28 protein-coding genes are annotated in these 23,669 nt (G+C 69.1%); 17 read left to right on the forward strand and 11 right to left on the reverse strand.

Annotated elements, in window-relative coordinates; genetic code table 11:
• Positions 1-45: 45 nt before the first annotated feature.
• The 6 genes from ACZ7CD_RS24380 to ACZ7CD_RS24405 are packed head-to-tail and all read right to left on the reverse strand — an operon-like array spanning position 46 to position 4,260.
• Positions 46-627 carry a hypothetical protein gene (locus ACZ7CD_RS24380; protein WP_470379730.1) on the reverse strand — a complete coding sequence of 194 codons (582 nt, stop codon included), beginning with the start codon at positions 625-627 and terminating at the stop codon, positions 46-48.
• On the reverse strand, positions 624-1,190 hold the full coding sequence (locus tag ACZ7CD_RS24385) for a hypothetical protein (protein WP_470379731.1): 567 nt from the start codon (positions 1,188-1,190) through the stop codon (positions 624-626). The genes ACZ7CD_RS24380 and ACZ7CD_RS24385 overlap by 4 nt, the downstream gene beginning before the upstream one ends.
• Before the next feature lie 25 nt (positions 1,191-1,215).
• Positions 1,216-1,971 carry an ESX secretion-associated protein EspG gene (locus tag ACZ7CD_RS24390; RefSeq protein WP_360395521.1) on the reverse strand — a complete coding sequence of 252 codons (756 nt, stop codon included), beginning with the start codon at positions 1,969-1,971 and terminating at the stop codon, positions 1,216-1,218.
• Positions 1,968-3,242, reverse strand: a complete 1,275-nt coding sequence (locus ACZ7CD_RS24395; RefSeq protein ID WP_470379732.1) for a hypothetical protein — start codon at positions 3,240-3,242, stop codon at positions 1,968-1,970. The genes ACZ7CD_RS24390 and ACZ7CD_RS24395 overlap by 4 nt, the downstream gene beginning before the upstream one ends.
• A 23-nt stretch (positions 3,243-3,265) precedes the next feature.
• The gene (locus ACZ7CD_RS24400; RefSeq protein ID WP_470379733.1) at positions 3,266-3,808 is read right to left on the reverse strand and encodes a DUF3558 family protein; all 543 of its coding nucleotides are present in this window, start codon (positions 3,806-3,808) and stop codon (positions 3,266-3,268) included.
• Positions 3,805-4,260 carry a hypothetical protein gene (locus tag ACZ7CD_RS24405; protein ID WP_470379734.1) on the reverse strand — a complete coding sequence of 152 codons (456 nt, stop codon included), beginning with the start codon at positions 4,258-4,260 and terminating at the stop codon, positions 3,805-3,807. Before ACZ7CD_RS24405 ends, ACZ7CD_RS24400 begins: the two co-directional genes overlap by 4 nt.
• A gap of 255 nt (positions 4,261-4,515) precedes the next feature.
• Between ACZ7CD_RS24405 and ACZ7CD_RS24410 the strand changes: the two genes are divergently transcribed.
• From ACZ7CD_RS24410 to ACZ7CD_RS24470, 13 genes are all read left to right on the forward strand, one after another.
• Positions 4,516-5,166 carry an L-threonylcarbamoyladenylate synthase gene (locus ACZ7CD_RS24410; RefSeq protein WP_360395529.1) on the forward strand — a complete coding sequence of 217 codons (651 nt, stop codon included), beginning with the start codon at positions 4,516-4,518 and terminating at the stop codon, positions 5,164-5,166.
• Between the two features lie 96 nt (positions 5,167-5,262).
• On the forward strand, positions 5,263-6,399 hold the full coding sequence (locus ACZ7CD_RS24415) for a glycosyltransferase family 4 protein (RefSeq protein ID WP_360395531.1): 1,137 nt from the start codon (positions 5,263-5,265) through the stop codon (positions 6,397-6,399).
• Between the two features lie 58 nt (positions 6,400-6,457).
• Positions 6,458-6,904, forward strand: a complete 447-nt coding sequence (locus ACZ7CD_RS24420; protein WP_360395533.1) for a hypothetical protein — start codon at positions 6,458-6,460, stop codon at positions 6,902-6,904.
• A 149-nt stretch (positions 6,905-7,053) separates the two neighbouring features.
• Entirely contained in the window at positions 7,054-7,830 is a 777-nt protein-coding gene (gene atpB / locus ACZ7CD_RS24425; RefSeq protein WP_360395535.1) for a F0F1 ATP synthase subunit A, read from the forward strand.
• Positions 7,831-7,894: 64 nt separating this feature from the next.
• A complete protein-coding gene (locus ACZ7CD_RS24430) occupies positions 7,895-8,149 on the forward strand; it encodes an ATP synthase subunit c family protein (RefSeq protein WP_470379735.1) in 255 nt (84 codons plus the stop codon).
• 41 nt (positions 8,150-8,190) lie between these two features.
• Positions 8,191-8,733: a F0F1 ATP synthase subunit B gene (locus ACZ7CD_RS24435; protein WP_360395675.1), complete on the forward strand. Its 543-nt coding sequence runs from the start codon at positions 8,191-8,193 to the stop codon at positions 8,731-8,733.
• A 9-nt stretch (positions 8,734-8,742) separates the two neighbouring features.
• Entirely contained in the window at positions 8,743-9,567 is an 825-nt protein-coding gene (locus ACZ7CD_RS24440) for a F0F1 ATP synthase subunit delta (protein ID WP_360395539.1), read from the forward strand.
• A gap of 46 nt (positions 9,568-9,613) precedes the next feature.
• On the forward strand, positions 9,614-11,260 hold the full coding sequence (atpA, locus tag ACZ7CD_RS24445) for a F0F1 ATP synthase subunit alpha (protein ID WP_360395541.1): 1,647 nt from the start codon (positions 9,614-9,616) through the stop codon (positions 11,258-11,260).
• Positions 11,261-11,268: 8 nt separating this feature from the next.
• Positions 11,269-12,183, forward strand: a complete 915-nt coding sequence (locus tag ACZ7CD_RS24450) for a F0F1 ATP synthase subunit gamma (protein ID WP_360395542.1) — start codon at positions 11,269-11,271, stop codon at positions 12,181-12,183.
• The gene (gene atpD / locus ACZ7CD_RS24455) at positions 12,176-13,612 is read left to right on the forward strand and encodes a F0F1 ATP synthase subunit beta (protein ID WP_090095970.1); all 1,437 of its coding nucleotides are present in this window, start codon (positions 12,176-12,178) and stop codon (positions 13,610-13,612) included. The genes ACZ7CD_RS24450 and atpD overlap by 8 nt, the downstream gene beginning before the upstream one ends.
• A 165-nt stretch (positions 13,613-13,777) precedes the next feature.
• Positions 13,778-14,944 carry an MFS transporter gene (locus tag ACZ7CD_RS24460; RefSeq protein ID WP_470379736.1) on the forward strand — a complete coding sequence of 389 codons (1,167 nt, stop codon included), beginning with the start codon at positions 13,778-13,780 and terminating at the stop codon, positions 14,942-14,944.
• A 212-nt stretch (positions 14,945-15,156) separates the two neighbouring features.
• Positions 15,157-15,522 carry a F0F1 ATP synthase subunit epsilon gene (locus ACZ7CD_RS24465; RefSeq protein ID WP_360395547.1) on the forward strand — a complete coding sequence of 122 codons (366 nt, stop codon included), beginning with the start codon at positions 15,157-15,159 and terminating at the stop codon, positions 15,520-15,522.
• Positions 15,523-15,544: 22 nt separating this feature from the next.
• The gene (locus ACZ7CD_RS24470; protein WP_360395548.1) at positions 15,545-15,976 is read left to right on the forward strand and encodes a DUF2550 domain-containing protein; all 432 of its coding nucleotides are present in this window, start codon (positions 15,545-15,547) and stop codon (positions 15,974-15,976) included.
• A 55-nt stretch (positions 15,977-16,031) separates the two neighbouring features.
• Here ACZ7CD_RS24470 and ACZ7CD_RS24475 read toward each other — a convergent pair whose 3' ends face one another.
• Positions 16,032-16,604 (reverse strand): cob(I)yrinic acid a,c-diamide adenosyltransferase, encoded by a 573-nt coding sequence (locus tag ACZ7CD_RS24475; RefSeq protein ID WP_360395550.1) that lies wholly within the window; start codon positions 16,602-16,604, stop codon positions 16,032-16,034.
• Positions 16,605-16,639: 35 nt separating this feature from the next.
• Here ACZ7CD_RS24475 and murA point away from each other — a divergent pair, with 35 nt between their 5' ends.
• A complete protein-coding gene (murA, locus tag ACZ7CD_RS24480) occupies positions 16,640-17,905 on the forward strand; it encodes a UDP-N-acetylglucosamine 1-carboxyvinyltransferase (RefSeq protein ID WP_360395552.1) in 1,266 nt (421 codons plus the stop codon).
• A 7-nt stretch (positions 17,906-17,912) separates the two neighbouring features.
• Here murA and ACZ7CD_RS24485 read toward each other — a convergent pair whose 3' ends face one another.
• Positions 17,913-18,200 (reverse strand): hypothetical protein, encoded by a 288-nt coding sequence (locus tag ACZ7CD_RS24485; protein ID WP_360395553.1) that lies wholly within the window; start codon positions 18,198-18,200, stop codon positions 17,913-17,915.
• 102 nt (positions 18,201-18,302) lie between these two features.
• Here ACZ7CD_RS24485 and ACZ7CD_RS24490 point away from each other — a divergent pair, with 102 nt between their 5' ends.
• Both ACZ7CD_RS24490 and ACZ7CD_RS24495 read left to right on the forward strand, forming a co-directional pair.
• Positions 18,303-20,297, forward strand: coding sequence for a protein meaA (locus tag ACZ7CD_RS24490; RefSeq protein WP_360395555.1), 1,995 nt, complete (start codon positions 18,303-18,305; stop codon positions 20,295-20,297).
• Between the two features lie 17 nt (positions 20,298-20,314).
• Complete coding sequence (locus ACZ7CD_RS24495; RefSeq protein WP_360395557.1) at positions 20,315-21,073, forward strand: enoyl-CoA hydratase-related protein; 759 nt, start codon at positions 20,315-20,317, stop codon at positions 21,071-21,073.
• On the opposite strand, the gene ACZ7CD_RS24500 is transcribed toward ACZ7CD_RS24495, so the two are convergent.
• On the reverse strand, positions 20,988-21,842 hold the full coding sequence (locus tag ACZ7CD_RS24500; protein ID WP_360395559.1) for a helix-turn-helix transcriptional regulator: 855 nt from the start codon (positions 21,840-21,842) through the stop codon (positions 20,988-20,990). The genes ACZ7CD_RS24495 and ACZ7CD_RS24500 overlap by 86 nt on opposite strands.
• Positions 21,843-21,944: 102 nt before the next feature.
• On the opposite strand from ACZ7CD_RS24500, the gene ACZ7CD_RS24505 reads away from it, so the two are divergent.
• Positions 21,945-22,643: an SDR family oxidoreductase gene (locus ACZ7CD_RS24505; RefSeq protein WP_360395561.1), complete on the forward strand. Its 699-nt coding sequence runs from the start codon at positions 21,945-21,947 to the stop codon at positions 22,641-22,643.
• Here ACZ7CD_RS24505 and ACZ7CD_RS24510 read toward each other — a convergent pair.
• Both ACZ7CD_RS24510 and ACZ7CD_RS24515 read right to left on the reverse strand, forming a co-directional pair.
• A complete protein-coding gene (locus tag ACZ7CD_RS24510) occupies positions 22,640-23,047 on the reverse strand; it encodes a hypothetical protein (protein WP_360395563.1) in 408 nt (135 codons plus the stop codon). The two genes, ACZ7CD_RS24505 and ACZ7CD_RS24510, sit on opposite strands and share 4 nt — an antisense overlap.
• The gene (locus ACZ7CD_RS24515; RefSeq protein ID WP_470370273.1) at positions 23,044-23,634 is read right to left on the reverse strand and encodes a DJ-1/PfpI family protein; all 591 of its coding nucleotides are present in this window, start codon (positions 23,632-23,634) and stop codon (positions 23,044-23,046) included. The genes ACZ7CD_RS24510 and ACZ7CD_RS24515 overlap by 4 nt, the downstream gene beginning before the upstream one ends.
• Positions 23,635-23,669: the final 35 nt, after the last annotated feature.

The raw sequence follows: 23,669 nt of genomic DNA on the forward strand, positions 1-23,669 counted from the left end.
ACACGGTCACGCGCTGGAGCGATCTCGCGCGTGACCGTGTCTTAGCTACAGGAAGTCGTTGCGGATCTCTTGCTTCCGCTTCTTCGGTGCTCGTTCGGGCCGCCGCAGCACCATCAGGACGAACGCGGCCGCGGTCGCTGCGGCGGCGGGCACGAGCAGGTTCCGCCACCAGGTGATCTCGCCCGGTTCCTGCGGCAACACGACGTCCAGCCGGTCGAGGACCAGTTCCACGCGCTCGCCCGGCTGGTTGACCTTGCCGCTCGACGGCGTGTGCACCTCGACCCGGTGGGCGCCGCACGCGAGGCTGTTGCTGTAACTGGTCGGTGAACGGCGCCCCACGTGCGTGTTGACCGCGGTGACCTCACAGTTCGCCTTCTCGCCGAAGACCGTGAGCCACAGGGAATGCCCGCCGGTGCCGCTGAGCGCGGCGATGGCGAGAACCGCGATCGGCGCCGCCAGCACGGCCGTGGTGCCCGGCCTGGCCTTCGCCATCAGGTAGCCGGACAGCGGCAGGCTCAGGACCACGATGAGCACCGCGAAGAGCGCTTCGGGGACCGGGAGGGCGATCACGAAACCCGCGATGACGACGCCGAGCAGGACGGCGCACAACGCGACGACGGGTTTCACGGTTCGCGGACGGGGCGCCGGGCCACGAAGGCGATGAACGCGGCGTTGACGAGCAGCCCCAGCGGGAACAGCAGGGAGTGGCCCAGGTTCACCTTGGCCGCTTCGAGGTTGCTGACGAACCCGGTCCTGTCCACCACGACGCTGAGCCGCGCGCCCACGTCCGCTACCTCGTGGCCCGTGGTGGGCCGGTAGGACAGCTGCCGGCCGCCGCAGTCGAGCGTGTTGCTGTAGGTGGTGGGGCTTCGGGTGTGCTTGTGGCTCTGCACCTCCACGACGTCGCACCGCACCGTTTCGCCGAACGCGCTGAGCCACAGCGAGTGGCCGCCGATGTTGCCGAGGACGAGGCTGGCGAAGAAGAGCGCCATCGCGGGGACGACCACCCACCGCCCGCCGTTCGGCCGGTAGCTCGCCAGGGACCAGACGTAGCCGAAGAAGGCCGCGATGCCGAGGACCACCAGCGGGATCGCCCAGAGACCGCCCGCGTTGGCGGTGAAGCTCAGAACCATGAGCGCCGTGATGCTGAGTGCTGCGAGAAGGACCTTCTTCGGCTGGATCGTCGTCACTCGCTCAGTGGTCCGTGTCGTTGCATCACCGGTCGCTCGTCATCGCGAGGACCTGACCGAGGTGACGGGCGAGGCCCATGTTGTCCGCGGGCGAGATCGTGAACCACCCGGTGCGCAGCTGCACGTTGGCGTAGCGGCCGTTCTGGGTGTCGATCCAGGTGACCGGCGGGAAGTCGCGCTTGGTGCGGCCCTGGTCCAGCTGGACGAGGAAGTGGCCGTTGCCGAGTGCCGGACCGGCCAGCATCTGCTTGGCGAGGCGGACGTCCTCGTTCTCGGTCGCGCGGACGGCCTGGCGGAAGCCCTCCTGGTGCTGCTGCGGCTGGTTCTCGAAGGCCTGTGCCGGGACGGTGACCAGCTTGCCCTGGCCGGGGCGGCCCTGCGGCACGACGCCCGCGAGGCTCGTCGCGATCTCGTTGGGCTGCACCTGGTTCAGCGTCATCGTGGTGTCCTCTTGGGACACCAGCACGGCGTACCCGCCGCGCGCGACCACGCACGCCCGCACGAGCTTCTCCCGGCTCATGTCCGGCATGCACAGGGCGATGACGCGGAGCTCGGGACGCGCCAGCAGCCGCAGCGCGTCGTCGAGGTCCGGCTCCGGGCGGCCGCGGCGGGCGAGGCCGCGGCGTTCGAGGTCCTGGTGCACGGCCTTCTTGATGCGCTCGCGTTCGTCGAGCGTGTCGCCGTGCGACGGGATGTCGAAGGGGTAGGGCAGGCTCCCCGCCCGCAGGTCCTCCCAGAGGACCTCGAACGCGGGCAGGGAGAGCTGCGCGATCTGCCTCATCCGCCGATCACCGGCGGCGCGACCATGCGGTCGTCGTCGAAGAACTCGTCGGTCGGGACGAGGTAGTTCGACTTGTGCTCCTTGTCCTCCGCGCCCTGGCCCGCACCGGCACCCGCGCCACCGCCGGCACCCATGCCCGCAGCGCCGGCCGCGCCACCACGTCCCGCGGCACCCGCGCCCGCGGCACCGGTGCCCGCACCGCCGCCCATGACCCCTGCGCCACCGCCGGGGTTGGCCGGGCCGAAGCTGCCCATGCCGCGGCCCGCACCGGCACCCACGCCGCTGCCGGGCCCGCCGATGCCGCCGGGACCCGTGCCGCGGCCACCACCGGCGCCGCCACCGGGGCCACCAAGGCCACCGGGACCGCCTGGGCGCATGCCGGGACCGCCGCGCAGGGGCGGGCGGCCGGTCTGGTTGCCTCCGGGAGGCCGCACGCCGGGCGGGAGGATGCCGGGCGGGGTGCCGATCGGCGGGCGGTTCTGGTTGTTGCCGCCGTTCTGGTTCTGGTTGTTGTTGTTCGGCAGGTTCGGGTCGTTGACCTGAGGCGCCACCCACGACGCGTTGGTCGTGCCGTTGCCGGTGGAGGACGACGGCATGCCGGGCATGCCCGTGGTGGCGGGCGGGCGGTACGCGGGGGTGTTGCCGAGGGTGTGCGACGGGGTGCTGGAGCTCGGCTGGGTGATGCCCTGGTCCTGGGTGACGACCGGCGGGGCGTCCATCGTCGGCATCGACATCGCCGCGGCCATCATCGTGTTGTCCCGGGTCTGCATGACCTGGACGGCCTCGGCCTTGGCGTCCTGCTGGGCGTTGTAGGTCGAGATCATCTCGATGGGCGCGCCGGCCATCATGATCGGGTTGATGAAGCCGCCCTTGTTGGTGAACCAGTCGCCCGCGATCTTGAGCGGGTTGAAGTCGACCGGCTTGGGCATGCTGTGGTTCGCCTGGACCGACGCCTCACGGATGTTCTCGATGGCCTCCGACGTTTTGTGGAAGCTGTCACCGGTCTGGTCGGTGAAGGTGCCGACCTTGCTCAGCGCTGTGCGCACTCCCTCGGCGGCTTGACCGGTCCACGCGCTCTGCGACCCGTTGACCAAGATGGTGAAGTCACTCGCCAACTCCTTGAACGTGTCACCGAACGCCCTCCAGATGTCGGCGACATCGGTCGCCGTCTCTGGTGCGTAGTTGTTTTGGACGAGTGACTGCATGTGTTCGTGCTTCTGGCCCGCGTAGTTGTCGTTCGGTGGCGGAACAGCAGCCTGGATGGGCGCCATGAGATATCCCCCCTCGAGCTTCGTTACGGCAGCTTCGGTGCGATCACTTCGGCAGCCTTCGTCGCTCGTTCGCAAGCTGCTGCGGTGTCGGTGTCTGAGGCGTTCAAGTTGGCGATGACCACGACCGACGAGGACTCACTCACGGAGATCGCGATGTCGCAGACCGACTTCGCGCCGTCGCGGGCTTCCAGCTTCGAGGCCTGGTACTTGCCGATCTTGGTTTCCGAAAGCTTGCCGTTCTGGAGGTTCAGGTCCTTCACGCCCTCGCTGGGGTTGACGATGGCCTGAACGCCGCCATTGCCGCTGATGACCCAGTCGCAGGTCGTGGAAGAGCCGAGCTTGCCCGCCTCGCCAGGGAGCTTCAGTCCGAAGGTCGCTGCTTCCGAAGCCGTGAAGAGGTCACACGGTTTGACCGACTTCAGGTCGGACGCGGAGTCGGTGTTGTTGGTGGACGTGCTGCTTCCGTCTGACGTCGGGGTCGGCGTGGGTGTACCCGTGGTGGCGGGACTGCCGGTGCACGCGACTGCGGAAAGGCCGATCAGGGTGGCGACGAGGATGCGCTTCATGACTTCCCGTTGATCTTCTTGAACGAGTCGGAGCCTGCTCGGTCGACATTTTCGTACGACGCCCGGCTCTTCTCGATCTGCGTCTTCAATGACTCGATGGCGCGGTCGAGGTCGTCGATCTGCTTGACCGCTGCTGACCCGAACTTCGTGCTGGCATCGGCAATGCGCGTGGCGTACCCGTCGCCGATTTTGATCTTGAGCTGGAGAGCCTCGCGCTTGCGCTGGATCTTGCCGAGCTCGTCCCGCATCTCGGTCAGCTTCTTGATCATCGCGTCGACCAGGTGCGGGTCGACGGAGAGCTGCTGGGTCTCGACGGCGACCGCGACCGCCTTGCTGGCCGCCACCACCGCCGCGAGTCCACCGCCGAGAACGGCGCCCCAGGAGGCGGTGGCTGCGGCTTGTGCGGCAATGCTCGTGCCGACGGCGCCGCTGGTGCTGAGTGGTTCTGACACAGGAGCTCGACCCTCCCCGATTGCGCTCTGTGGTCGGTCAATGACCATACAGCGGTGCCACCATTCGGTGGATGAGTTGAACTACTTACACCCGTTTGGGGCAAAACCGTGCCTGGTCAAAGCCGGTATGAGTGCTTCAAGTGAGAACAGCAGCGCAGCTTCGGTGGCATAAAGCGAGAAATGCGCGGTGCCACTGTCGGTGGTCGGTGGAGGGGGTCCGGCGGCGGGGTGGCTCACCTGGCTAGGCTCAGCCGGGTGAGCACGGTCTACGACTGCAGCGAACCTGACAACCGCGCGGCGGGGCTTGCCGCTGCCGCCGGCGCGGTGCGGAGCGGGCGGCTGGTCGTCATGCCGACCGACACCGTCTACGGGATCGGGTGTGACGCCTTCGACGCGGAGGCGGTCCGGGGGCTCTTGCAGGCCAAGGGGCGGGGGCCGGACATGCCGGTGCCGGTGCTGGTCGGGTCGTGGACGACGATCGACGGGCTGGTGCTGAGCGTGCCGCGGCAGGCGCGGGCGCTCATCGAGGCGTTCTGGCCGGGTGGGCTGAGCATCGTGTTGCCGCACGCGCCGAGCTTGGCGTGGGACCTGGGGCAGGCGCGGGGGACGGTCATGTTGCGGATGCCGTTGCACCCGGTGGCGTTGGAGCTGTTGCGGGACGTCGGGCCGATGGCGGTGTCCAGTGCCAACAAGTCCGGGTACGCGCCGGCGTCCAGTGCGCAGGAGGCGCGGGACCAGTTCGGGGACTCGGTGCCGGTCTTCCTCGACGGTGGGTTGAGCGGGGAGAACATCGCCTCCACCATCATCGACCTCACGGGGCCCGACGCGGTGATCCTGCGCGAGGGCGCGGTCTCCAAGGCCGACGTCGACGAGGTGCTCGGCGTCGAGGTCGAAGTCGCGCGCTGAGCGGCGGCTGACAGAATTGATCATGGCGCCGCGGGTACCGTGGCGGCCACCCCGAAGAAGACCCCCGAAGAAGACCCCGACCTGATTGGTAGGCCCGTGGGGCCCGCATCCTCGTTCGTATTGCCGGTGCGCGAGTACCTGCTCGTCGCGTTGACGGCTGCCATCGTGACGTTCTTGCTCGTCGGCCTGGTGCGCGCGCTTGCGTTCCGGGTTGGTGCGGTGGCGTATCCGCGTAAGCGCGATGTGCACGTGCAGCCGATGCCGCGCATGGGTGGCGTCGCCATCTACGGCGGTGTGCTCGGTGGCATGTTCCTCGCGCACCAGCTGCCGGTGCTTCGGGCGGCGTTCGACTTCTCCAACGACCCGTGGGGTGTCATCGTCGCGGGTGGTGTCATCGTGCTCGTGGGTGCGATCGACGACCGGTTCGAGCTCGACTCGCTGACCAAGCTCGCCGGTCAGGTCACGGCCGCGGGCATCCTCGTGCTCTTCGGCCTGCAGTGGATGCTCGCGTGGGTGCCGGGGCTCGGGGCCACGGTGTCGCTGGACCAGAACCAGGGCGCGCTGCTCACCGTGCTGCTCACCGTCACGATGATCAACGCGATGAACTTCGTCGACGGCCTGGACGGGCTCGCCGCCGGCATCGGGCTCATCGCGGCCGCCGCCACGTGCGTGTTCTCGGTCGGCATCCTCGTCGAGCGCGAAGGGGCCGTGGAGGCCTACCCGCCGGCGCTGATCGCCGCCGTGCTGGCCGGGGCGTGCCTGGGGTTCCTGCCGCACAACTTCAACCCCGCGCGCATCTTCATGGGCGACTCCGGCTCGATGCTCATCGGCCTCATGCTCGCCGCCGCGACCACCAGCGCCTCCGGCAAGATCAACCCGTCCACCCGCAGCGCCGCCGACCTGCTCGGTCTGCTGTCGCCGCTGATCGTCGTCGCGGCCGTGCTGTTCGTGCCGGTGCTCGACCTGCTGATGGCCATCATCCGGCGCACGCGACGGGGCGAGAGCCCGTTCTCCCCGGACAAGATGCACCTGCACCACCGGTTGCTGGAGATCGGTCACTCACAACGGCGCGCGGTGCTGCTCATCTATTTGTGGGCGGGCGTGCTCGCGTTTGGGGCCGTAGCTTTGACGCTCTTCGACCCGGTCATCGTGGCGACCTGCTTCGTCATCGGGCTGGTGGTGACGTTCGTGGTCTCCGTCATTCCCCGGCTGCGCGAGGCCCGCAAGTCCTGAGGGATTGTCGAGGGGGCTGCCTGCACGTGCTGAAAAGCGGGTTCCTACACTTCGGGACATGAGCGACGCGGACAAGGCCGTCACGCACGAGTTGGTCGTCCAGCGGCTCGCCGGGGAAATGTTCCGCGCGGCCGCCTGGGCCGCGCTCGGCACCTTTCTCCTCGGCGTCGTCGTGTCAACTGTGATCTGGGGGACCGCGGGTCTCTACGGGTCGTTGATCGGCGGCGCGATCGCCATCCTCTCGAGCCTCGCGACGTTGTTGTTGATGCGCAAGACCGCCGCGCTCGATCCGATGTTCGTGATGGTCGCCGCACTCGGCGGATTCACGGGCAAGCTGATGGTGCTGCTGCTCGCGGTCATCCTGCTGCGCAACCAGGACTGGCTCGAACCCAAGGCACTCGGAATCACCCTGGTGGCGACGGTCCTGGTGACGTCGTACCTGGAGGCCAGGGCGTCCAAGCGCAGCCGCAGCCAGATGGTGGTCCCCGCCTCCGAAGGCGCCTAGACCTGCTGATATGGTCCGCGCAGGCCAGGGACACCCGATCGCAGGGGTGCCTCTGGTAGTCGCTTGCGAACCGTAAGGTACGTTAAGTCCAGATCGTGACGATTCCCCCGGCGGAGTGAACGCCGGCCGGGAGAACCGGAAGGAACACAGTGACCAAGTTGCTGGCTTCGGGGGGCGAGTTCGTCGCTCCCGGTGTGAAGGACTTCTTCCTCCCGCCGATCTTCGGCTCGGTCACGAAGCCGATGGTCCTGCTGGTGCTGTCGATCGTGATCATCGGCGTGTTCTTCGTCGCCGCGACGCGCAACATGAAGCTCGTTCCCGGCAAGTTCCAGTTCGCCGCCGAGTCGGTTTACGACTTCGGGCGCAACAACATCGCCAGGGAGCAGATCGGCGCGAAGGACTTCAAGCCCTTCATCCCGCTGATCCTCACGATCTTCACCTTCGTCCTGGTGAACAACCTGTTCGGGCTCATCCCGATCATCCAGTTCCCGACGATGTCGCACATCGGTTTCCCGCTCGCCGTTTCGTTGCTCGTCGTTTACCCGGTGTACCACTTCGTCGGGTTCAAGCGGCACGGCTTCGTGGGTTACTTGAAGCACCAGACGATTCCGCCGGGCGCGCCGTGGTTCGTGCTGCCGCTGCTGATCCCGATCGAGTTCTTCCAGAAGTTCATCCTGAACCCGCTCACGCTGGCGATCCGAGTTTTCGCGGCCATGTTCGCGGGTCACCTCCTGCTGCTGGTGTTCACCCTGGCCGGTGAGTTCCTGCTGCTCAATGGCGGGCTGACCGTCATCGTGGCGCCGGTGTCCTTCGCCTTCGCCATCGCGCTGACCTTCCTGGAGGCACTGATCATGTGCCTGCAGGCCTACATCTTCGCGCTGCTGTCTGCCAGCTACATCGGCATGGCGCTGGCAGAAGAGCACTGAGAAACAGCACAAAGCCTCCGATCCGCGAACACTCGCGGACCGAGTTGGAAAGGGAACAGCAACAGTGAGCGCTCTCCAGATCGCCCAGGCCTTCGACGGAAACATCAACCCGGGTCTTGCGGCCATCGGTTACGGCCTCGCCGCCATCGGCCCCGGCATCGGCGTCGGTCTGATCTTCTCCTCGGTCATCAGCGGCACCGCCCGCCAGCCCGAGGCCCGCGGCGTGCTGCTCAGCCTCGCGTGGACCACCTTCGCCATCGTCGAGGTCCTCGCGCTGATCGGCTTCGTCGTGTACTTCATCGCGACCGCCGGCGCCTGACCTAACCCTTCGACGCGTTAGGAGACGCCGTGTTCCACGCTTTGATCTTGGCCGCGGAGGACCCTGCGAAGGTCAACCCGGTCCTTCCGCACACCGCGGAGATCATCCTCGGGCTCGTCGCCTTCCTGCTCCTCCTCTTCGTCATCAAGAAGTTCGTGTCGCCGCGCTTCGAGGCGCTGTACGCGGAGCGGACGGCCAAGATCGAGGGTGGCATCGAGAAGGCGGAGCAGGCGCAGGCCAAGGCTCAGCAGATGCTCGAGCAGTACAAGGAGCAGCTGGCCGAGGCTCGCGCCGAGGCCGCTCGCATCCGCGACGACGCCAGGGCCGAGGGCCTGCAGATCGTCGAGGAGCTGCGTGAGCAGGCGCAGGCCGAGTCCGCCCGCATCGTGGCGCAGGGCCAGCACCAGCTGGACGCGCAGCGCGCCCAGATCGTCGCCGAGCTGCGCGCCGACCTCGGCCGCACCGCCGTCGAGCTGGCGAGCAAGGTCGTGGGCGAGTCCCTCGAGGACGAGACCCGCCGCCGCGGCACCGTCGACCGCTTCCTCAACGAGCTGGACGCCGTCGCGGCGCCCGCGGGCAAGTAGAGGCAGCCGATGACGTTGCATGCCGCAAGTCGTGAAGCTCTGGCAGCCGCGGAACTGCGGCTGCTGGAGCTCGCCGACGCTGCGTCCTCCCAGGAGCAGGCCAAGCTGGGCGAGGAGCTCTTCGCCGTGCTCGGCCTGCTGGTCGAGCAGCCGGCGTTGCGCCGCGCGCTCGCCGACGCCTCGTCCGAGCCCGGTGGCCGTGAGCAGTTCGTCCGCGGCCTGTTCGCGGGCAAGGTGGGCGACGGGACGCTGCAGGTGCTCGCCGCCGTCGTGACCGCGCGCTGGTCCAGCCCGCGCGAGCTCGTCGAGGGCGTCGAGTCGCTCGCCCGCACCGCACTGCTCGTGCGTGCGGAGGGTGACGGCCAGCTCGACTCGGTGGAGGACGAGCTGTTCCGGCTCGGCCGCATCGTGGCGGGTTCGCACGAGCTCGAGCTCCTGCTGGCGGACCCCGCGGGTACCGCCGACACCAAGGTCGCACTGGTCGGCTCCCTGATCGAGGGCAAGGTCGGCTCCGTCACCAAGACGCTGGTGGACCAGCTGGTCCGCAACCCGCGCGGGGTGCGCGTGGCGGACGGGCTCGCCGAGCTCGCCGACCTGGCGGCCAAGCGCCGTCAGCGTTCCGTGGCCCACGTGCGGTCCGCCGTGGAGCTGACCGCGGCACAGGTCGACCGCTTGACCGCGACGCTGACCACGATCTACTCGCGCCCGATCGCGCTGCACGTGGAGGTCGACCCCTCGCTGGGCGGCGGTCTCCAGATCAAGATCGGCGACGAGGTCATCGACGGAAGCGTCGCCGGCCGGTTGGCGGCACTGCGCCGCAATCTCGCCAGCTAGCCCCTGAGCCCTTTCCCAAGAACGAAGAAGTGAGAGCAGGAACGACATGGCGGAGCTGACGATCTCGTCGGACGAGATCCGCAGTGCGATCGAGAAGTACGTCTCGAGCTACTCCCCGGAGGTCAGCCGGGAAGAGGTTGGTGTCGTCTCCGAGACCTACGACGGCATCGCCATCGTCGAGGGCCTTCCGGGCACGATGACCAACGAGCTGCTCGAGTTCCCCGGCGGCGTCCTCGGCGTCGCACTGAACCTCGAGGTCCGCAACATCGGTGCGGTCATCCTCGGTGACTTCGACAAGATCGAAGAGGGCCAGGAGGTCCGCCGGACGGGCAAGGTCCTGTCCGTGCCGGTCGGCGACGGCTTCCTCGGTCGCGTCGTCAACCCGCTGGGCCAGCCGATCGACGGCCTCGGTGACATCGTCGCCGACGACACCCGCGCCCTGGAGCTGCAGGCGGCCTCCGTGCTGGAGCGCCAGCCGGTGTCCGAGCCGATGCAGACCGGCATCAAGGCCATCGACGCGATGACCCCGATCGGCCGCGGCCAGCGCCAGCTGATCATCGGTGACCGCAAGACCGGCAAGACCGCGGTCTGCATCGACACGATCATCAACCAGAAGAAGGCCTGGGAGTCGGGCGACCCCAAGCAGCAGGTCCGCTGCGTGTACGTCGCCATCGGCCAGAAGGGCTCCACCATCGCGGGCGTCAAGACCGCGCTGGAGGAGGCGGGCGCACTCGAGTACACGACGATCGTCGCCGCCCCCGCTTCTGACTCGGCCGGCTTCAAGTGGCTGGCGCCGTACACCGGTTCCTCCATCGGCCAGCACTGGATGTACCAGGGCAAGCACGTCCTGATCATCTTCGACGACCTGACCAAGCAGGCCGAGGCGTACCGCGCCATCTCGCTGCTGCTGCGCCGCCCGCCGGGCCGCGAGGCCTACCCCGGCGACGTCTTCTACTTGCACTCGCGCCTCCTCGAGCGTTGCGCGAAGCTCTCGGACGAGCTCGGTGGCGGCTCGATGACGGGTCTCCCGATCATCGAGACCAAGGCGAACGACGTGTCGGCGTACATCCCGACCAACGTCATCTCGATCACCGACGGTCAGTGCTTCCTCGAGTCCGACCTGTTCAACGCCGGTGTCCGCCCGGCCGTCAACGTGGGTATCTCCGTCTCCCGCGTCGGTGGTGCCGCGCAGATCAAGGCGATGAAGGACGTCGCGGGCTCGCTGCGCCTCGACCTGTCGCAGTTCCGCGAGCTGGAGGCCTTCTCCGCGTTCGCGTCCGACCTCGACGCCGCGTCGCGCGCCCAGCTGGACCGCGGTGCCCGTCTGGTCGAGCTGCTCAAGCAGGGCCAGTACTCCCCGGTCCCCGTCGAGGAGCAGGTCGTCGAGATCTTCGCCGCGACCAAGGGCCACCTGGACGACGTGCCCGTCGCCGACATCCGCCGCTTCGTCGCGGACTTCAAGGACTCGCTGCGCCGCAACCACGCGGACCTGCTCAGCAGCATCATCGAGACCAAGAAGTTCCCCGAGGACTCGCAGAAGCGCGTTGCCGACGCCGTGGCGGAGTTCAAGAAGCAGTTCACCGCTTCCGACGGCACGACCATCGTCAACGAGGCGCCCGAGAAGGCCATGGACGCCGACAAGGTCGCGCAGGAGTCGGTGAAGGTCAACAAGCCCGAGCCGACCAAGAAGTGATCTGAGCCATGGGCGCACAGATTCGGGAGCTCCGCCAGCGGATCCGAACGGTCAACTCGACCAAGAAGATCACGAAGGCCTACGAGCTCATCGCCACGTCTCGCCTCGCCAAGGCGCAGACCAGGGTCGCGGCCTCGCGCCCCTACGCGGACGAGATCACGAACGTGCTCTCCGCGTTGGCCGAGGCCTCGGCGAACCTCGACCACCCGCTGCTGACGGAACGCAAGAACCCGAAGCGCGCTGCCGTCCTCGTCGTCACCAGCGACAAGGGCATGTGCGGTGGCTACAACGCCAACGTGCTGAAGGCCGCTGAGCAGCTGATCGAGCTGCTCAAGTCCGAGGGCAAGGAGCCGGTGCTGTACGCGACCGGCCGCAAGGCGATCGGGTACTACAACTTCCGCCGCCGCGAGGTCACCGCCTCGTGGAGCGGGTTCTCCCAGACTCCGCACTACGTCAATGCCGTCGAGGCGGGCAACGCGCTGGTGGAGGCGTTCCTGGAGGGCACGGAGAACGGTGCGCAGGGCGTGGACGAGATCCACGTCGTGTACACCGAGTTCAAGTCCATGCTGAGCCAGACGCCCACCGCCAGGCGGATCGCGCCGATGGACGTCGAGTACACCGGCGAGACCCCCAAGGGGCCGCGTGCGGTGTACGACTTCGAGCCCAGTGCGGAAGCGCTGCTCGGTGCGATGCTGCCCAAGTACGTGAAGACCCGGCTGTTCTCCGCCTTGCTGGAAGCGGCGGCATCGGAGTCTGCGGCACGCCGCACGGCCATGAAGGCCGCGACGGACAACGCGACGGAGCTCGTCCGGAACCTCAGCCGGGCGGCGAACTCGGCCCGTCAGGCCCAGATCACCCAGGAGATCAGCGAGATCGTCGGTGGCGCCTCCGCGCTTACCGGTGGCGCAGGAAGTGATGACTGACATGAGTGTTACTGCCACCACCACCCGCACCGGCCGTGTGGTCCGGGTGATCGGTGCGGTCGTCGACGTGGAGTTCCCGCGCGACGCCGTGCCCGAGCTGTTCAACGCCTGCCACGCCGAGATCACCTTCGAGGCGGTCGCCAAGACGCTGACCCTCGAGGTCGCGCAGCACCTGGGCGACAACCTGGTCCGCTGCATCTCGATGCAGCCGACCGACGGTCTCGTCCGCGGTACGACCGTGACCGACACCGGTGCCGCGATCTCGGTGCCCGTCGGCGACGTCGTCAAGGGCCACGTCTTCAACGCCCTCGGTGACTGCCTCGACCAGCCCGGCCTCGGCCGCGACGGCGAGCAGTGGGGCATCCACCGCAAGGCGCCCGCCTTCGACCAGCTCGAGGGCAAGACCGAGATCCTCGAGACCGGCATCAAGGTCATCGACCTGCTCACCCCGTACGTCAAGGGTGGCAAGATCGGCCTGTTCGGCGGCGCGGGTGTCGGCAAGACCGTGCTCATCCAGGAGATGATCACGCGTATCGCGCGTGAGTTCTCCGGCACGTCGGTGTTCGCCGGCGTCGGTGAGCGCACCCGTGAGGGCACCGACCTCCTCCTCGAGATGGAGGAGATGGGGGTTCTCGGCGACACCGCCCTGGTGTTCGGTCAGATGGACGAGCCGCCCGGCACGCGCATGCGCGTCGCGCTGTCCGCTCTCACGATGGCGGAGTACTTCCGCGACGTGCAGAACCAGGACGTGCTGCTCTTCATCGACAACATCTTCCGCTTCACCCAGGCCGGTTCCGAGGTGTCGACCCTGCTGGGCCGCATGCCTTCCGCCGTGGGTTACCAGCCGACGCTGGCCGACGAGATGGGTGAGCTCCAGGAGCGCATCACCTCGACGCGCGGTAAGTCGATCACCTCGCTGCAGGCCATCTACGTGCCCGCGGACGACTACACCGACCCCGCCCCGGCGACCACCTTCGCCCACCTGGACGCGACGACGGAGCTTTCCCGTCCGATCTCCCAGAAGGGCATCTACCCGGCCGTCGACCCGCTGTCGTCGTCGTCTCGAATCCTCGAGCCGTCGATCGTCGGCGAGGAGCACTACCGGGTCGCCCAGGAGGTGAAGCGAATCCTGCAGAAGTACAAGGAGCTGCAGGACATCATCGCCATCCTCGGCATGGACGAGCTCTCCGAGGAGGACAAGGTCCTCGTCGGTCGCGCGCGTCGTCTCGAGCGCTTCCTCGGCCAGAACTTCATCGTGGCCGAGAAGTTCACCGGTCAGCCCGGCTCCTTCGTGCCGATCAAGGACACGATCGAGGCGTTCGACCGCGTGTGCAAGGGCGAGTTCGACCACTACCCGGAGCAGGCGTTCTTCTCCTGTGGCGGGTTGGACGACGTCGAGGCCAACGCGAAGAAGCTCGCCGGCAACTGAGGCAGGCTGACGTGACGAAGGGCCGTTCCTCCTTTGTGGAGGGACGGCCCTTCGCCTTTTCGGACGACATGACATTTCCGTTCACCGGAAACAGCTCTCCCGCCTGCGGGTCCCGGGCCGCACGATGCTCGGCATCACCAGGGCCCCTCAGCGAGGAGAGAGCGCGTGAACAAATGGGTGTTGCCGTTGTGCTGGACGGCGGTCCTGCTCGACGGCTTTGACCTCGTCGTGCTCGGCACGGTGATCCCGACCCTGTTGCAGGAGCAGGTGCTCACGACGGCGTCGGCCAGTGCGGTGTCCACGGCCGGTCTCGTCGGGATGATGCTCGGCGCGCTCGTCATCGGGACCGTCACCGACGTCATCGGGCGGCGGAAGGTGATGATCTACGCCGTCGCCGGGTTCTCCGTGTTCACCCTCGCCTGCGCGCTGGCGCAGGACGCCACCACGTTCGGCGTCTTCCGCTTCCTCGCCGGGCTGGGGCTCGGCGGGTGTCTGCCCACGGCCATCGCGCTGGTGAACGAGGCACGGCCGCAGCAGGGTGGACGGGCCACCACGCTCATCATGACCGGGTACCACGTGGGTGCGGTCATCACGGCGTTGCTGGGCATCCTGCTCATCCCGCGGCTCGGGTGGCAGGCGCTGTTCGTCGCCGGTGCGGTGCCGGCGCTGGTGCTGATCCCGCTGATGCTCCGGTACCTGCCGGAGACGGTCGTGCGGAAGGCGCCGGCCGGTGAGGCGGTCGGGTCGTTGTTCAAGCCGGGGCTGCGCAAGGCGACCGTGGCGTTCTGGGTGGCGTCGTTCATGGGGCTGCTGCTGGTCTACGGGCTGAACACGTGGCTGCCGCAGATCATGCGCAGTGCGGGCTACGAGCTGGGGACCGCGCTCGCGTTGCTGCTGACGCTCAACATCGGTGCGGTGGTGGGACTTCTGATCGCGGGCGCGGTCGCGGACAGGGTCGGTGTCCGGCCGGCGGCGATCGGCTGGTTCGCCGGGGCCGTGGTGTTCCTGGCGTTGCTGAGCATCAGGTTGCCGGGGATCGGCGTGTACGTGGCCGTGTTGCTGGCCGGGTGCTTCGTGTTCAGCGCGCAGGTGCTCGTGTACGCCTACGCGGGGCGGGTCTACGAGGAGAACCGGGCCACCGGCATCGGGTGGGCCGCGGGCATCGGGCGGCTCGGGGCGATCAGCGGGCCGCTGCTCGGTGGGGCGCTGCTGACGGCCGGTCTGGCGCACCCGTGGGGGTTCTACGTGTTCGCCGTGGTCGCGGCGCTGGGGGCGGCCGGGGTGGCCGCCGTCGGGGTGCGGGCGGAAGCGGTCGTGCCCGGCGTGCGGTGATGCCGGCGCGGATCTCGCCGCCGGTGGCCGCGGTGGTGCTGCCGGTGGTGCGGGTGCTGGATCCCGTGCAGGCACAACAACTCGCGCTCGCACCGGGTGGCACCTGTGCGGCTCTGCGGCGGTCCTCGGACCCCGCTACACCGGGCGGCCCGGCGAGGCTGTCAGGCGACCGTTTAGACTCAGTTCGACTCCAGACGACGAGGGAGATGCGCGTGGCCGAGATGACCGTTGAACTGGTCGCCGTTGAACGCCGCCTGTGGTCCGGTACGGCCACTTCCGTTTCGGCGCAGACGACCGAGGGCGAGATCGGCATCCTGCCCGGTCACGAGCCCGTTCTCGGTCAGCTGGTCGAGGGTGGTGTGGTGCGGATCCGCACGACGGACGGTGCACTGGTCACCGCCGCCGTGCACGGGGGCTTCCTGTCCGTGACCGGCACCGGCGTGTCGATCCTCGCCGAAGACGCCGAGCTCGCGGGCGAGATCGACGTGAACGCGGCGCGGTCGGCGCTGCAGGACGCGGACGACGCCGAGCGCGCACGTGCGGCAGCGCGCGTGCGGGCCGTGGAACAGTCGGCCTGAGACCGGGCGCGAGGGCTCAGTCGTGGGGATCACCGAGATTGCCGGGTTGATCCTTCTCGGGGTGGCCGTCGTCATCGTGTGCCTCGCGTGGCGCCGGGTCCGGCTGCTGCGCGAGGGCGGTGTGCACGTCGCCCTGCGCAGCCGGTTCGACGACCGTGGCCGGGGCTGGCACCTGGGAGTGGGGCACTACCGGGGCGACAAGTTCGCCTGGTTCCGGGTGCTCTCGCTCGGGTCAGGCCCCGACCAGATGATCTCCAGAGACGGCCTCGAGATCGATGCGCGGCGGGAGCCCACGGGCCCCGAGGCGTACGCGATGCCGGTGGGGGCGACGGTGCTGCGGTGCCGGTCCGCCGCCGGTGAGGTCGAGATCGCGATGGGCCCGGACGCGCTGACAGGATTCCTGTCTTGGTTGGAGTCAGCGCCTCCGGGCCGGTCCATTCCCTGGGCCAGTTGACGAACGTGAGAAGGGCGCCTCCCGCAACGGGAGGCGCCCTTCTCGTGTTTCTCGATCAGGCGTTGCCGCCGGGCTGCCAGAGCACGTCACCGTCCGGGTTCGCCACCCGCGCCAGGATGAACAGCAGGTCCGACAGCCGGTTCAGGTACTTCGCCGTCAGCACGTTGGTCTGCTCCCGCTCGGCCTCGACCAGCGCCCACGCCCGGCGTTCCGCGCGGCGGGCGATGGTGCGGGCCTGGTGCAGCAGGGCCGCGCCGGGGGTGCCGCCGTTGAGGATGAACGAGTCGAGCTTGCCTAGGTTCTCGTTGAACGTGTCGCAGTAGCCCTCCAGGCGGTCCACGTACGCCTGGGTGACCCGCAGCGGCGGGTACTCCGGGTCGGGCACGATCGGCGTGCACAGGTCCGCTCCGACGTCGAAGAGGTCGTTCTGCACCTTGCGCACGACCTCGTGCACGTCAGGAGCCAGCTGACCCAGCGCCAGGGCCACGCCGAGGGCCGCGTTCGTCTCGTCCACGTCGGCGTAGGCCTCGATGCGGGGTGAGGTCTTGGGAACGCGCGAGAAGTCGCCGAGACCGGTCGTGCCGTCGTCGCCCACGCGCGTGTAGATCTTGGTGAGATGCACCGCCATAACGGGCACTGTAAGGCCGTACGTAGGATTGCCGCGTGAGCGAGCATTTCCGGGTACACGGCGGCGCGCGTCTGGTCGGCGAGGTCGAGGTCGTCGGCGCCAAGAACAGCGTCCTGAAGCTGATGGCGGCTGCCCTGCTGGCCGAGGGGACCACAACCCTCACCAACTGCCCGGACATCCTGGACGTGCCGCTGATGGCGGACGCGCTGCGCAGCCTCGGGTGCGAGGTCGAGCTCGAAGGCGACGTGGCGAGGATCACCACGCCGTCCGAGCTCAGCTACCACGCCGACTCCGAGGCGATGGGCAAGCTGCGCGCCAGCATCTGCGTGCTCGGGCCGCTCGTCGGCCGGTGCAAGCGCGCCGTCGTGGCGCTGCCGGGCGGGGACGCGATCGGGTCGCGGCCGCTCGACATGCACCAGAGCGGGCTGGAGAAGCTCGGCGCCACGACGTGGATCGAGCACGGCTGCATCGTCGCCGAGGCCGAGGGGCTGCACGGCGCGCAGATCTGGCTCGACTTCCCCAGCATGGGGGCCACCGAGAACATCCTGATGGCGGCGGTGCTCGCGAACGGCACCACGGTCATCGACAACGCCGCGCGCGAGCCGGAGATCGTCGACCTCTGCCTGATGCTCACGCAGATGGGCGCGAAGATCGAGGGCGCCGGCACGTCCACGCTGACCGTGCACGGGGTGTCCGAGCTCAAGCCGACCGAGCACCGCGTCATCGGCGACCGGATCGTCGGTGCCACGTGGGGGTTCGCCGCCGCCATGACGCGCGGTGACGTGCGGGTGCGCGGCGTGAACCCGCACCACCTGGACCTGGTGCTGGAGAAGCTGCGGATGGCGGGCGCCGAGGTGACCGTCTACGAGGGCGAGGACGAGGGCTTCCGAGTGGTCATGGAGGGGCGGCCGAAGGCGGTCGACTTCGTGACGCTGCCCTACCCCGGCTTCGCCACGGACAACCAGCCGTTCGCCATCGCGTTGTCGGCGGTGTCCGAGGGCACGTCGATGATCACGGAAAACCTGTTCGAGGCGCGGTTCCGGTTCATCGACGAGATGATCCGGCTCGGCGCCGACGCGCGCACCGACGGGCACCACGCGGTCATCCGCGGGGTCGAGAAGCTGTCCAGCGCGCCGGTGTGGGCCTCCGACATCCGGGCCGGTGCGGGGCTGGTGCTGGCCGGTCTGTGCGCGGACGGTGCCACCGAGGTCTACGAGATCTTCCACATCGAGCGCGGCTACCCCGGGTTCGTGGAGAACCTGCGCAAGCTCGGCGCCGACGTGGAGCGGGTCAGCGGCTGACCGCCGGTCACGACTTCAGGACGAGCCGCGCGTTCGCGACGTCCGCGGGCCACACCATGACCCGGTAGGGCGCGTTCCGCGAGCGCGTGGCCTTCACGCCGTTGCGCCGGAGCTTCTGCACGAGCACCTTCGCGGCCTCCTCGGTGGGCACGACGGCGACCTCGCTGAGCAACCCGAAGTCCGTGCCGTCCAGGTCCGGCACCGGCCGCCTGTCGTTGCCCACGAAGTAGCGCAGCAGCACCGCGAGCAGGCCGAGCGCCGCGAAGACGACCACGGTCTGGTAGATCCCCGTCACCTCTCCATCATGCTCTTTTTGGTCACGATTCAGTGAGCAAGCGCACGCGCAGCTCTGGTTACCGGCCAGTACGCTCCGGACAACGACGTTGTGGGAGGTGCTGTGCCGTACCCAGCTGACCGTGAACGCGACCGCCCCTGGGTGATGCGCACGTACGCGGGTCACTCCTCGGCCGCGGCGTCCAACGCCCTCTACCGGCGGAACCTCGCGAAGGGGCAGACCGGCCTGTCGGTCGCGTTCGACCTGCCCACGCAGACCGGCTACGACCCCGACGACGAGCTCGCGAAGGGCGAGGTCGGCAAGGTCGGCGTGCCCGTCAGCCACATCGGCGACATGCGGCAGCTCTTCGACCAGATCCCGCTCGGCGGCGCCAACACGTCGATGACGATCAACGCGACGGCCATGTGGCTGCTCGCGCTCTACGTCACCGTGGCCGAGGAGCAGGGCGCGGACCCGGCCGCGCTGGCCGGCACGACGCAGAACGACATCATCAAGGAGTACCTGTCCCGCGGCACGTACGTGTTCCCGCCGGGACCGTCGCTGCGGCTGATCACCGACATGGTCGCGTGGACCGTGTCGAACGTGCCCAGGTGGAACCCGATCAACATCTGCAGCTACCACCTCCAGGAGGTCGGCGCGACGCCGGCGCAGGAGGTCGCGTACGCGATGTGCACGGCGATCGCGGTCCTCGACTCCGTGCGCGACTCCGGCCAGGTGCCGCAGGAGAAGTTCGGTGACGTCGTCGCCCGCATCTCCTTCTTCGTGAACGCCGGTGTGCGGTTCATCGAGGAGATGTGCAAGATGCGCGCGTTCGCCCAGCTCTGGGACGAGATCACGCTGGAGCGCTACGGCGTGCAGAACCCCAAGCACCGCCGGTTCCGCTACGGCGTGCAGGTCAACTCGCTCGGGCTCACCGAGGCGCAGCCGGAGAACAACGTCCAGCGCATCGTGCTGGAGATGCTCGCGGTGTCGTTGTCCCGCAACGCCCGCGCCCGCGCGATCCAGCTGCCGGCGTGGAACGAGGCCTTGGGCCTGCCGCGGCCGTGGGACCAGCAGTGGGCGTTGCGCATGCAGCAGGTCCTCGCCTACGAGACGGACCTGCTGGAGTACGAGGACATCTTCGACGGCTCGCCCGTCATCGAGGCGAAGGTGGACGAGATCCTCGCCGGTGCGCGCGAGGAGATCGACCGCGTGCAGGCGATGGGCGGTGCCGTCGCAGCCGTCGAGTCCGGCTACATGAAGTCGCAGCTCGTGTCGTCGCTCGCCGACCGGCGCCGGCGCGTCGAGTCCGGCGAGGAGGTCGTCGTCGGCGTCAACAGGTTCGACACGACCGAGCCGTCGCCGCTTCAGGCCGAGGGCGCGAACGCCATCGAGACCATCGACCCGGTCGTCGAGATGCACGCCGTCGAGGCGGTCCGGCAGTGGCGTGCTTCCCGTGACAACACCGCGGTCGAGGCGGCGCTGGACGCGTTGCGCGAAGCGGCGAAGACCGACCGGAACCTCGTCGAGGTGACGCTGGCCTGTGCACGTGCCGGGGTGACGACCGGCGAGTGGTCGCAGGCGCTGCGCGAGACGTTCGGCGAGTACCGGGCGCCCACGGGTGTCTCCGCCGCCTCCGCCTCCGGTGAGGCGGGCTCGGAGATCGCACGGGTGCGCGACCGGGTGCGGTCGACCGGCGAGGAGGTCGGCGAACGGCTGCGCATGCTGGTCGGCAAGCCGGGTCTCGACGGGCACTCCAACGGTGCCGAGCAGGTCGCCGTGCGCGCCCGCGACGTCGGCTTCGAGGTCGTCTACCAGGGCATCCGCCTGACGCCGGCGCAGATCGTGGCGGCCGCGGTGCAGGAGGACGTGCACGTCGTGGGCCTGTCGATCCTGTCCGGGTCGCACCTGGAGGTCGTGCCCGCGGTGGTCGACGGGCTGCGCGCGGCCGGTGCCGGGGACATCCCGGTGATCGTCGGCGGCATCATCCCGCCCGACGACGCGGCCAAGCTGCACGAGCGCGGCGTGGCACGGGTGTTCACGCCGAAGGACTACGAGCTGACCGAGATCATGGACGAGATCGTCACCGTGATCCGCGAGGTGCACTCGCTGGCCTAGGGCCTTAGATTCGCTGGATGGTCGATGTTGCGCGCGATGGGTCGGTAGTCCGGATCACGATGAACCGCGCGGCCAAGCGCAACGCGCTGTCCGCCGAGCACCTGACCGAGCTGCTGGAGGCGTTCCGCGAGGCCGGTGCGTCCGACGCGGCCGGGATCGTGCTGGCGGCCGAGGGGCCGGTGTTCTCGGCGGGTCACGACTTCGCGGACGTGCACGCGCGTGACGAAGAGGGCGTGCGGCTGCTGCTGGAGCTGTGCACGGTGCTGATGAAGACCATCCAGGCCGTGCCGCAGGTGGTGATCGCACGCGTGCAGGGACTGGCGACCGCGGCCGGGTGCCAGCTGGTGGCGTCGTGCGACCTCGCGGTCGCGGCGGACACGGCCGGGTTCTCGCTGCCCGGCGGCAAGGCCGGCTGGTTCTGCCACACGCCCGCGGTGCCGGTGGCGCGGTCGATCGGGCGCAAGCGGTTGATGGAGCTGGTGCTCACCGGCGACGTGGTCGACGCGGCCACCGCCGCGGAGTGGGGCCTGGTCAACCGCGCGGTGCCGGCCGACGCGCTCGACGCCGAGGTCGACGACCTGCTGGCGCGGGCGACGCGGGGCAGCCGCGCGTCGAAGGCCGTGGGCAAGCGGACCGTCTACGCGCAGCTGGACCGGCCGGAGGCCGACGCCTACGAGATCGCGCTGGCGGTCATGGCCGAGACGTCGCAGTCCCCGTCGGCCACGGAGGGGCGGGCGTCGTTCCTGGAGAAGCGGCAGCCCGTGTGGCCCGACTAGTCGCGAGCAGCCTCAGCGCGTCCGCGTTCGGGCCCGGTTCCGCCTGGTAGATCACGAGGAACTGGCCGGGGGCCTCGCGGACGTCGAACGAGTGGTAGGTCAGCCGGAGCGGACCGACCGCCGGGTGCACGAAGTCCTTGGCGTCCTGGGTCTTCCCGCGCACCTCGTGGTGCTCCCAGAGCTCCTCGAACACCGGGTTGCGGCGCAGCGCCGCAACCATCCGCGCCAGCCGCGCGGACTTCGGGTCCGCCGTCAGCCGCAGGTTGCCGACCGTGCTCTGCGCGACCCAGTTCCAGCGCGGGTAGAAGCTCGGGGCGGCCGGGTCGAGGAACGCCATCCTGGCCAGGTTGTCGGCGGGGGTGAACGGCTCGTACAGGGCGTCGGCCAGGGCGTTCGTCGCGAGGATGTCGAGGTAGGAGCTCATCACGAACGCCGGCATGTCGTGCATGCCGCTGATGAGCTGCCGCAGCTCGGGGCTGACCTTGTCGGTCGAGTGCCCCTCGTCCGCGACGACACCGGCCAGGCGGTGCAGGTGGGAACGGGCGTCCGGGTCGAGCCGCAGCGCACGGCTCAGGGCGTCGAGGACCTGCGCCGAGGGGTTGGTCTCACGGCCCTGTTCGAGCCGGGCGTAGTAGTCGGCGCTCACCCCGGCGAGCACCGCGACCTCCTCGCGGCGCAGGCCCTTGACCTTGCGCTGGGTGTGCGAGGGCAGGCCCGCGTCCTCCGGGTTGACGCGGGCGCGATGGGCTTTCAGGAACTCACCGAGCACGTCTGCGAGGTTAGTGCGGGCCTGGAGCTGTTGCCTGGGTGTGGCACTCCTGGGGAGACGGTGTCCTGGCCGGCTCGGCTCCTCCAGCCGATCGTGGTGGCCATGAGCAAAGTTGTGGTGATCAGTGGAGCGTCCAGCGGCATCGGCGAGGCGACGGCCCGCGTCCTGGCCAAGGCCGGGCACCGAGTGTTCCTCGGTGCCCGGCGGGTCGACCGGCTGGCCGCGCTGGCCGAGGAGACCGGTGGCGGCTACCGGGAGCTGGACGTGACCTCGCGGGAGTCGTTCCAGTCCTTCGTGGACGCGGCGGTCGAGCGGTACGGGCGGGTCGACGTCCTCGTGAACAACGCGGGCGTGATGCCGTTGTCGCTCATGGACTCCCTGAAGGTCGACGAGTGGGACCGCATGGTCGACGTGAACGTCAAGGGCGTGCTGAACGGCATCGCGGCCGTGCTGCCCCGGTTCACCGGCGGCGGTCACGTCGTGAACGTGGCCTCGATCGGCGCGCACATGGTCATGCCGACCGCCGCCGTGTACTGCGCGACGAAGCACGCGGTGTGGGCGTTGTCCGAGGGGCTGCGGCAGGAGCGCGACGACCTGCGGGTCACCGTGATCTCGCCCGGTGTCACCGAGTCCGAGCTCGCGGACACCATCACCGAGCAGTACGCGGCGGACCTGATGCAGGACTACCGGGCGGGCGCGCTGCCCCCGTCGGCGATCGGTGAGGCCATCGCCTACGCCGTCGCGCAGCCCGACTCCGTCGACGTCAACGAGATCGTGGTGCGGCCGGTGGCGTCGCGCTAGGCACCGGTGGTGGAACCGGGGCGCAGGACCATGAGCACGGTGACGGTCGCCCACAGCAGGTTGAAGATCCCGGTGTACATGGCCAGGTGCTCGGCGTCCCCGGTCCGGAGCGCCTGTTCCTGACCGGGGATCACCTTCAGCGCCAGCACGAACGCGGCGGCGGTGGTGAGCGCGATCGACACGACCACCCAGGGGTGGCCGGTCACGCCCATCACGCCCGCCGTCGCGAACCCGAGGGCCGGCACCGAGATGCCGACCAGCGCGTAGACGCGGCAGATCCGGTGCAGCAGCGCGGCGTTGCCACTCGTGGTGACGGCCCTGGGGAACATGCTGGCGGCCACGGTGACCGGGCCGATCGCGACGATGGCCGCGAGGACGTGCAGCGAGAGGAACAGCTTGCTCATGCCGCGCTCCACACCGTGCCGCGGCGCTCGTGGGCGAAGAGGGTCTCCAGCTCGACGGCCTTGCGCGCGCCGATCTCGCGTTCGACCAGGTAGAGGCCGAGGTCGACGCCCGAGGTGACGCCGGCGGCGGTGACCAGGTCGCCGTCGTCGACGAGGCGGGTGCGGACCGCGTGCACGCCCATCGACTCCAGCGCGTGCAGGCCGAGGTGGTTGGTCGTGGCGGTGCGGCCGGTGATCAGACCGGCCATCGCGAGCACCAGCGAACCGCCGCACACGGTCGCCACCGTCAGGCCCTCGCGGTCGAGGGCCCGCTGGAGCGGTGCTTTCAGCGTCGCGGCGGCCTTGCCCAGCAACGCGAGGATCTCGTCCTCGGTGCCGGCCGCAGCGCCGGGGACGACGACGAGATCGGTGTCCTCCGGGTCCAGCCGGGCGGTCGCCGCGAGGGACGGGCGCAAGCCGCTCGGCACCTCGCGCGGGCCTTCCGCGGACACCAGCTCGACGTCCACCCCGCCGGCGTTCAGCGTCTCGTACGGGCCGATCGCGTCCAACGGGTCGAAACCGTCGAACAACACCACTTGCGCTTTCACTCCACCGCTCCTCACTGGTCCGTTGATCGAAACCG

This window comes from Lentzea sp. NPDC036949 (assembly GCF_055608075.1).

What these genes read in the sequence shown, in the direction of transcription:
- ACZ7CD_RS24475 (WP_360395550.1), bottom strand. Translation starts at nt 16,604, where the DNA reads ATGGCGGTGCATCTCACCAAGATCTACACGCGCGTGGGCGACGACGGC.
- ACZ7CD_RS24420 (WP_360395533.1), top strand. Translation starts at nt 6,458, where the DNA reads ATGAGCGACGCGGACAAGGCCGTCACGCACGAGTTGGTCGTCCAGCGG.
- ACZ7CD_RS24395 (WP_470379732.1), bottom strand. Translation starts at nt 3,242, where the DNA reads ATGGCGCCCATCCAGGCTGCTGTTCCGCCACCGAACGACAACTACGCG.
- ACZ7CD_RS24390 (WP_360395521.1), bottom strand. Translation starts at nt 1,971, where the DNA reads ATGAGGCAGATCGCGCAGCTCTCCCTGCCCGCGTTCGAGGTCCTCTGG.
- ACZ7CD_RS24400 (WP_470379733.1), bottom strand. Translation starts at nt 3,808, where the DNA reads ATGAAGCGCATCCTCGTCGCCACCCTGATCGGCCTTTCCGCAGTCGCG.
- ACZ7CD_RS24505 (WP_360395561.1), top strand. Translation starts at nt 21,945, where the DNA reads ATGAGCAAAGTTGTGGTGATCAGTGGAGCGTCCAGCGGCATCGGCGAG.
- atpD (WP_090095970.1), top strand. Translation starts at nt 12,176, where the DNA reads ATGACTGACATGAGTGTTACTGCCACCACCACCCGCACCGGCCGTGTG.
- atpA (WP_360395541.1), top strand. Translation starts at nt 9,614, where the DNA reads ATGGCGGAGCTGACGATCTCGTCGGACGAGATCCGCAGTGCGATCGAG.
- ACZ7CD_RS24495 (WP_360395557.1), top strand. Translation starts at nt 20,315, where the DNA reads ATGGTCGATGTTGCGCGCGATGGGTCGGTAGTCCGGATCACGATGAAC.
- ACZ7CD_RS24510 (WP_360395563.1), bottom strand. Translation starts at nt 23,047, where the DNA reads ATGAGCAAGCTGTTCCTCTCGCTGCACGTCCTCGCGGCCATCGTCGCG.
- ACZ7CD_RS24450 (WP_360395542.1), top strand. Translation starts at nt 11,269, where the DNA reads ATGGGCGCACAGATTCGGGAGCTCCGCCAGCGGATCCGAACGGTCAAC.
- ACZ7CD_RS24440 (WP_360395539.1), top strand. Translation starts at nt 8,743, where the DNA reads ATGACGTTGCATGCCGCAAGTCGTGAAGCTCTGGCAGCCGCGGAACTG.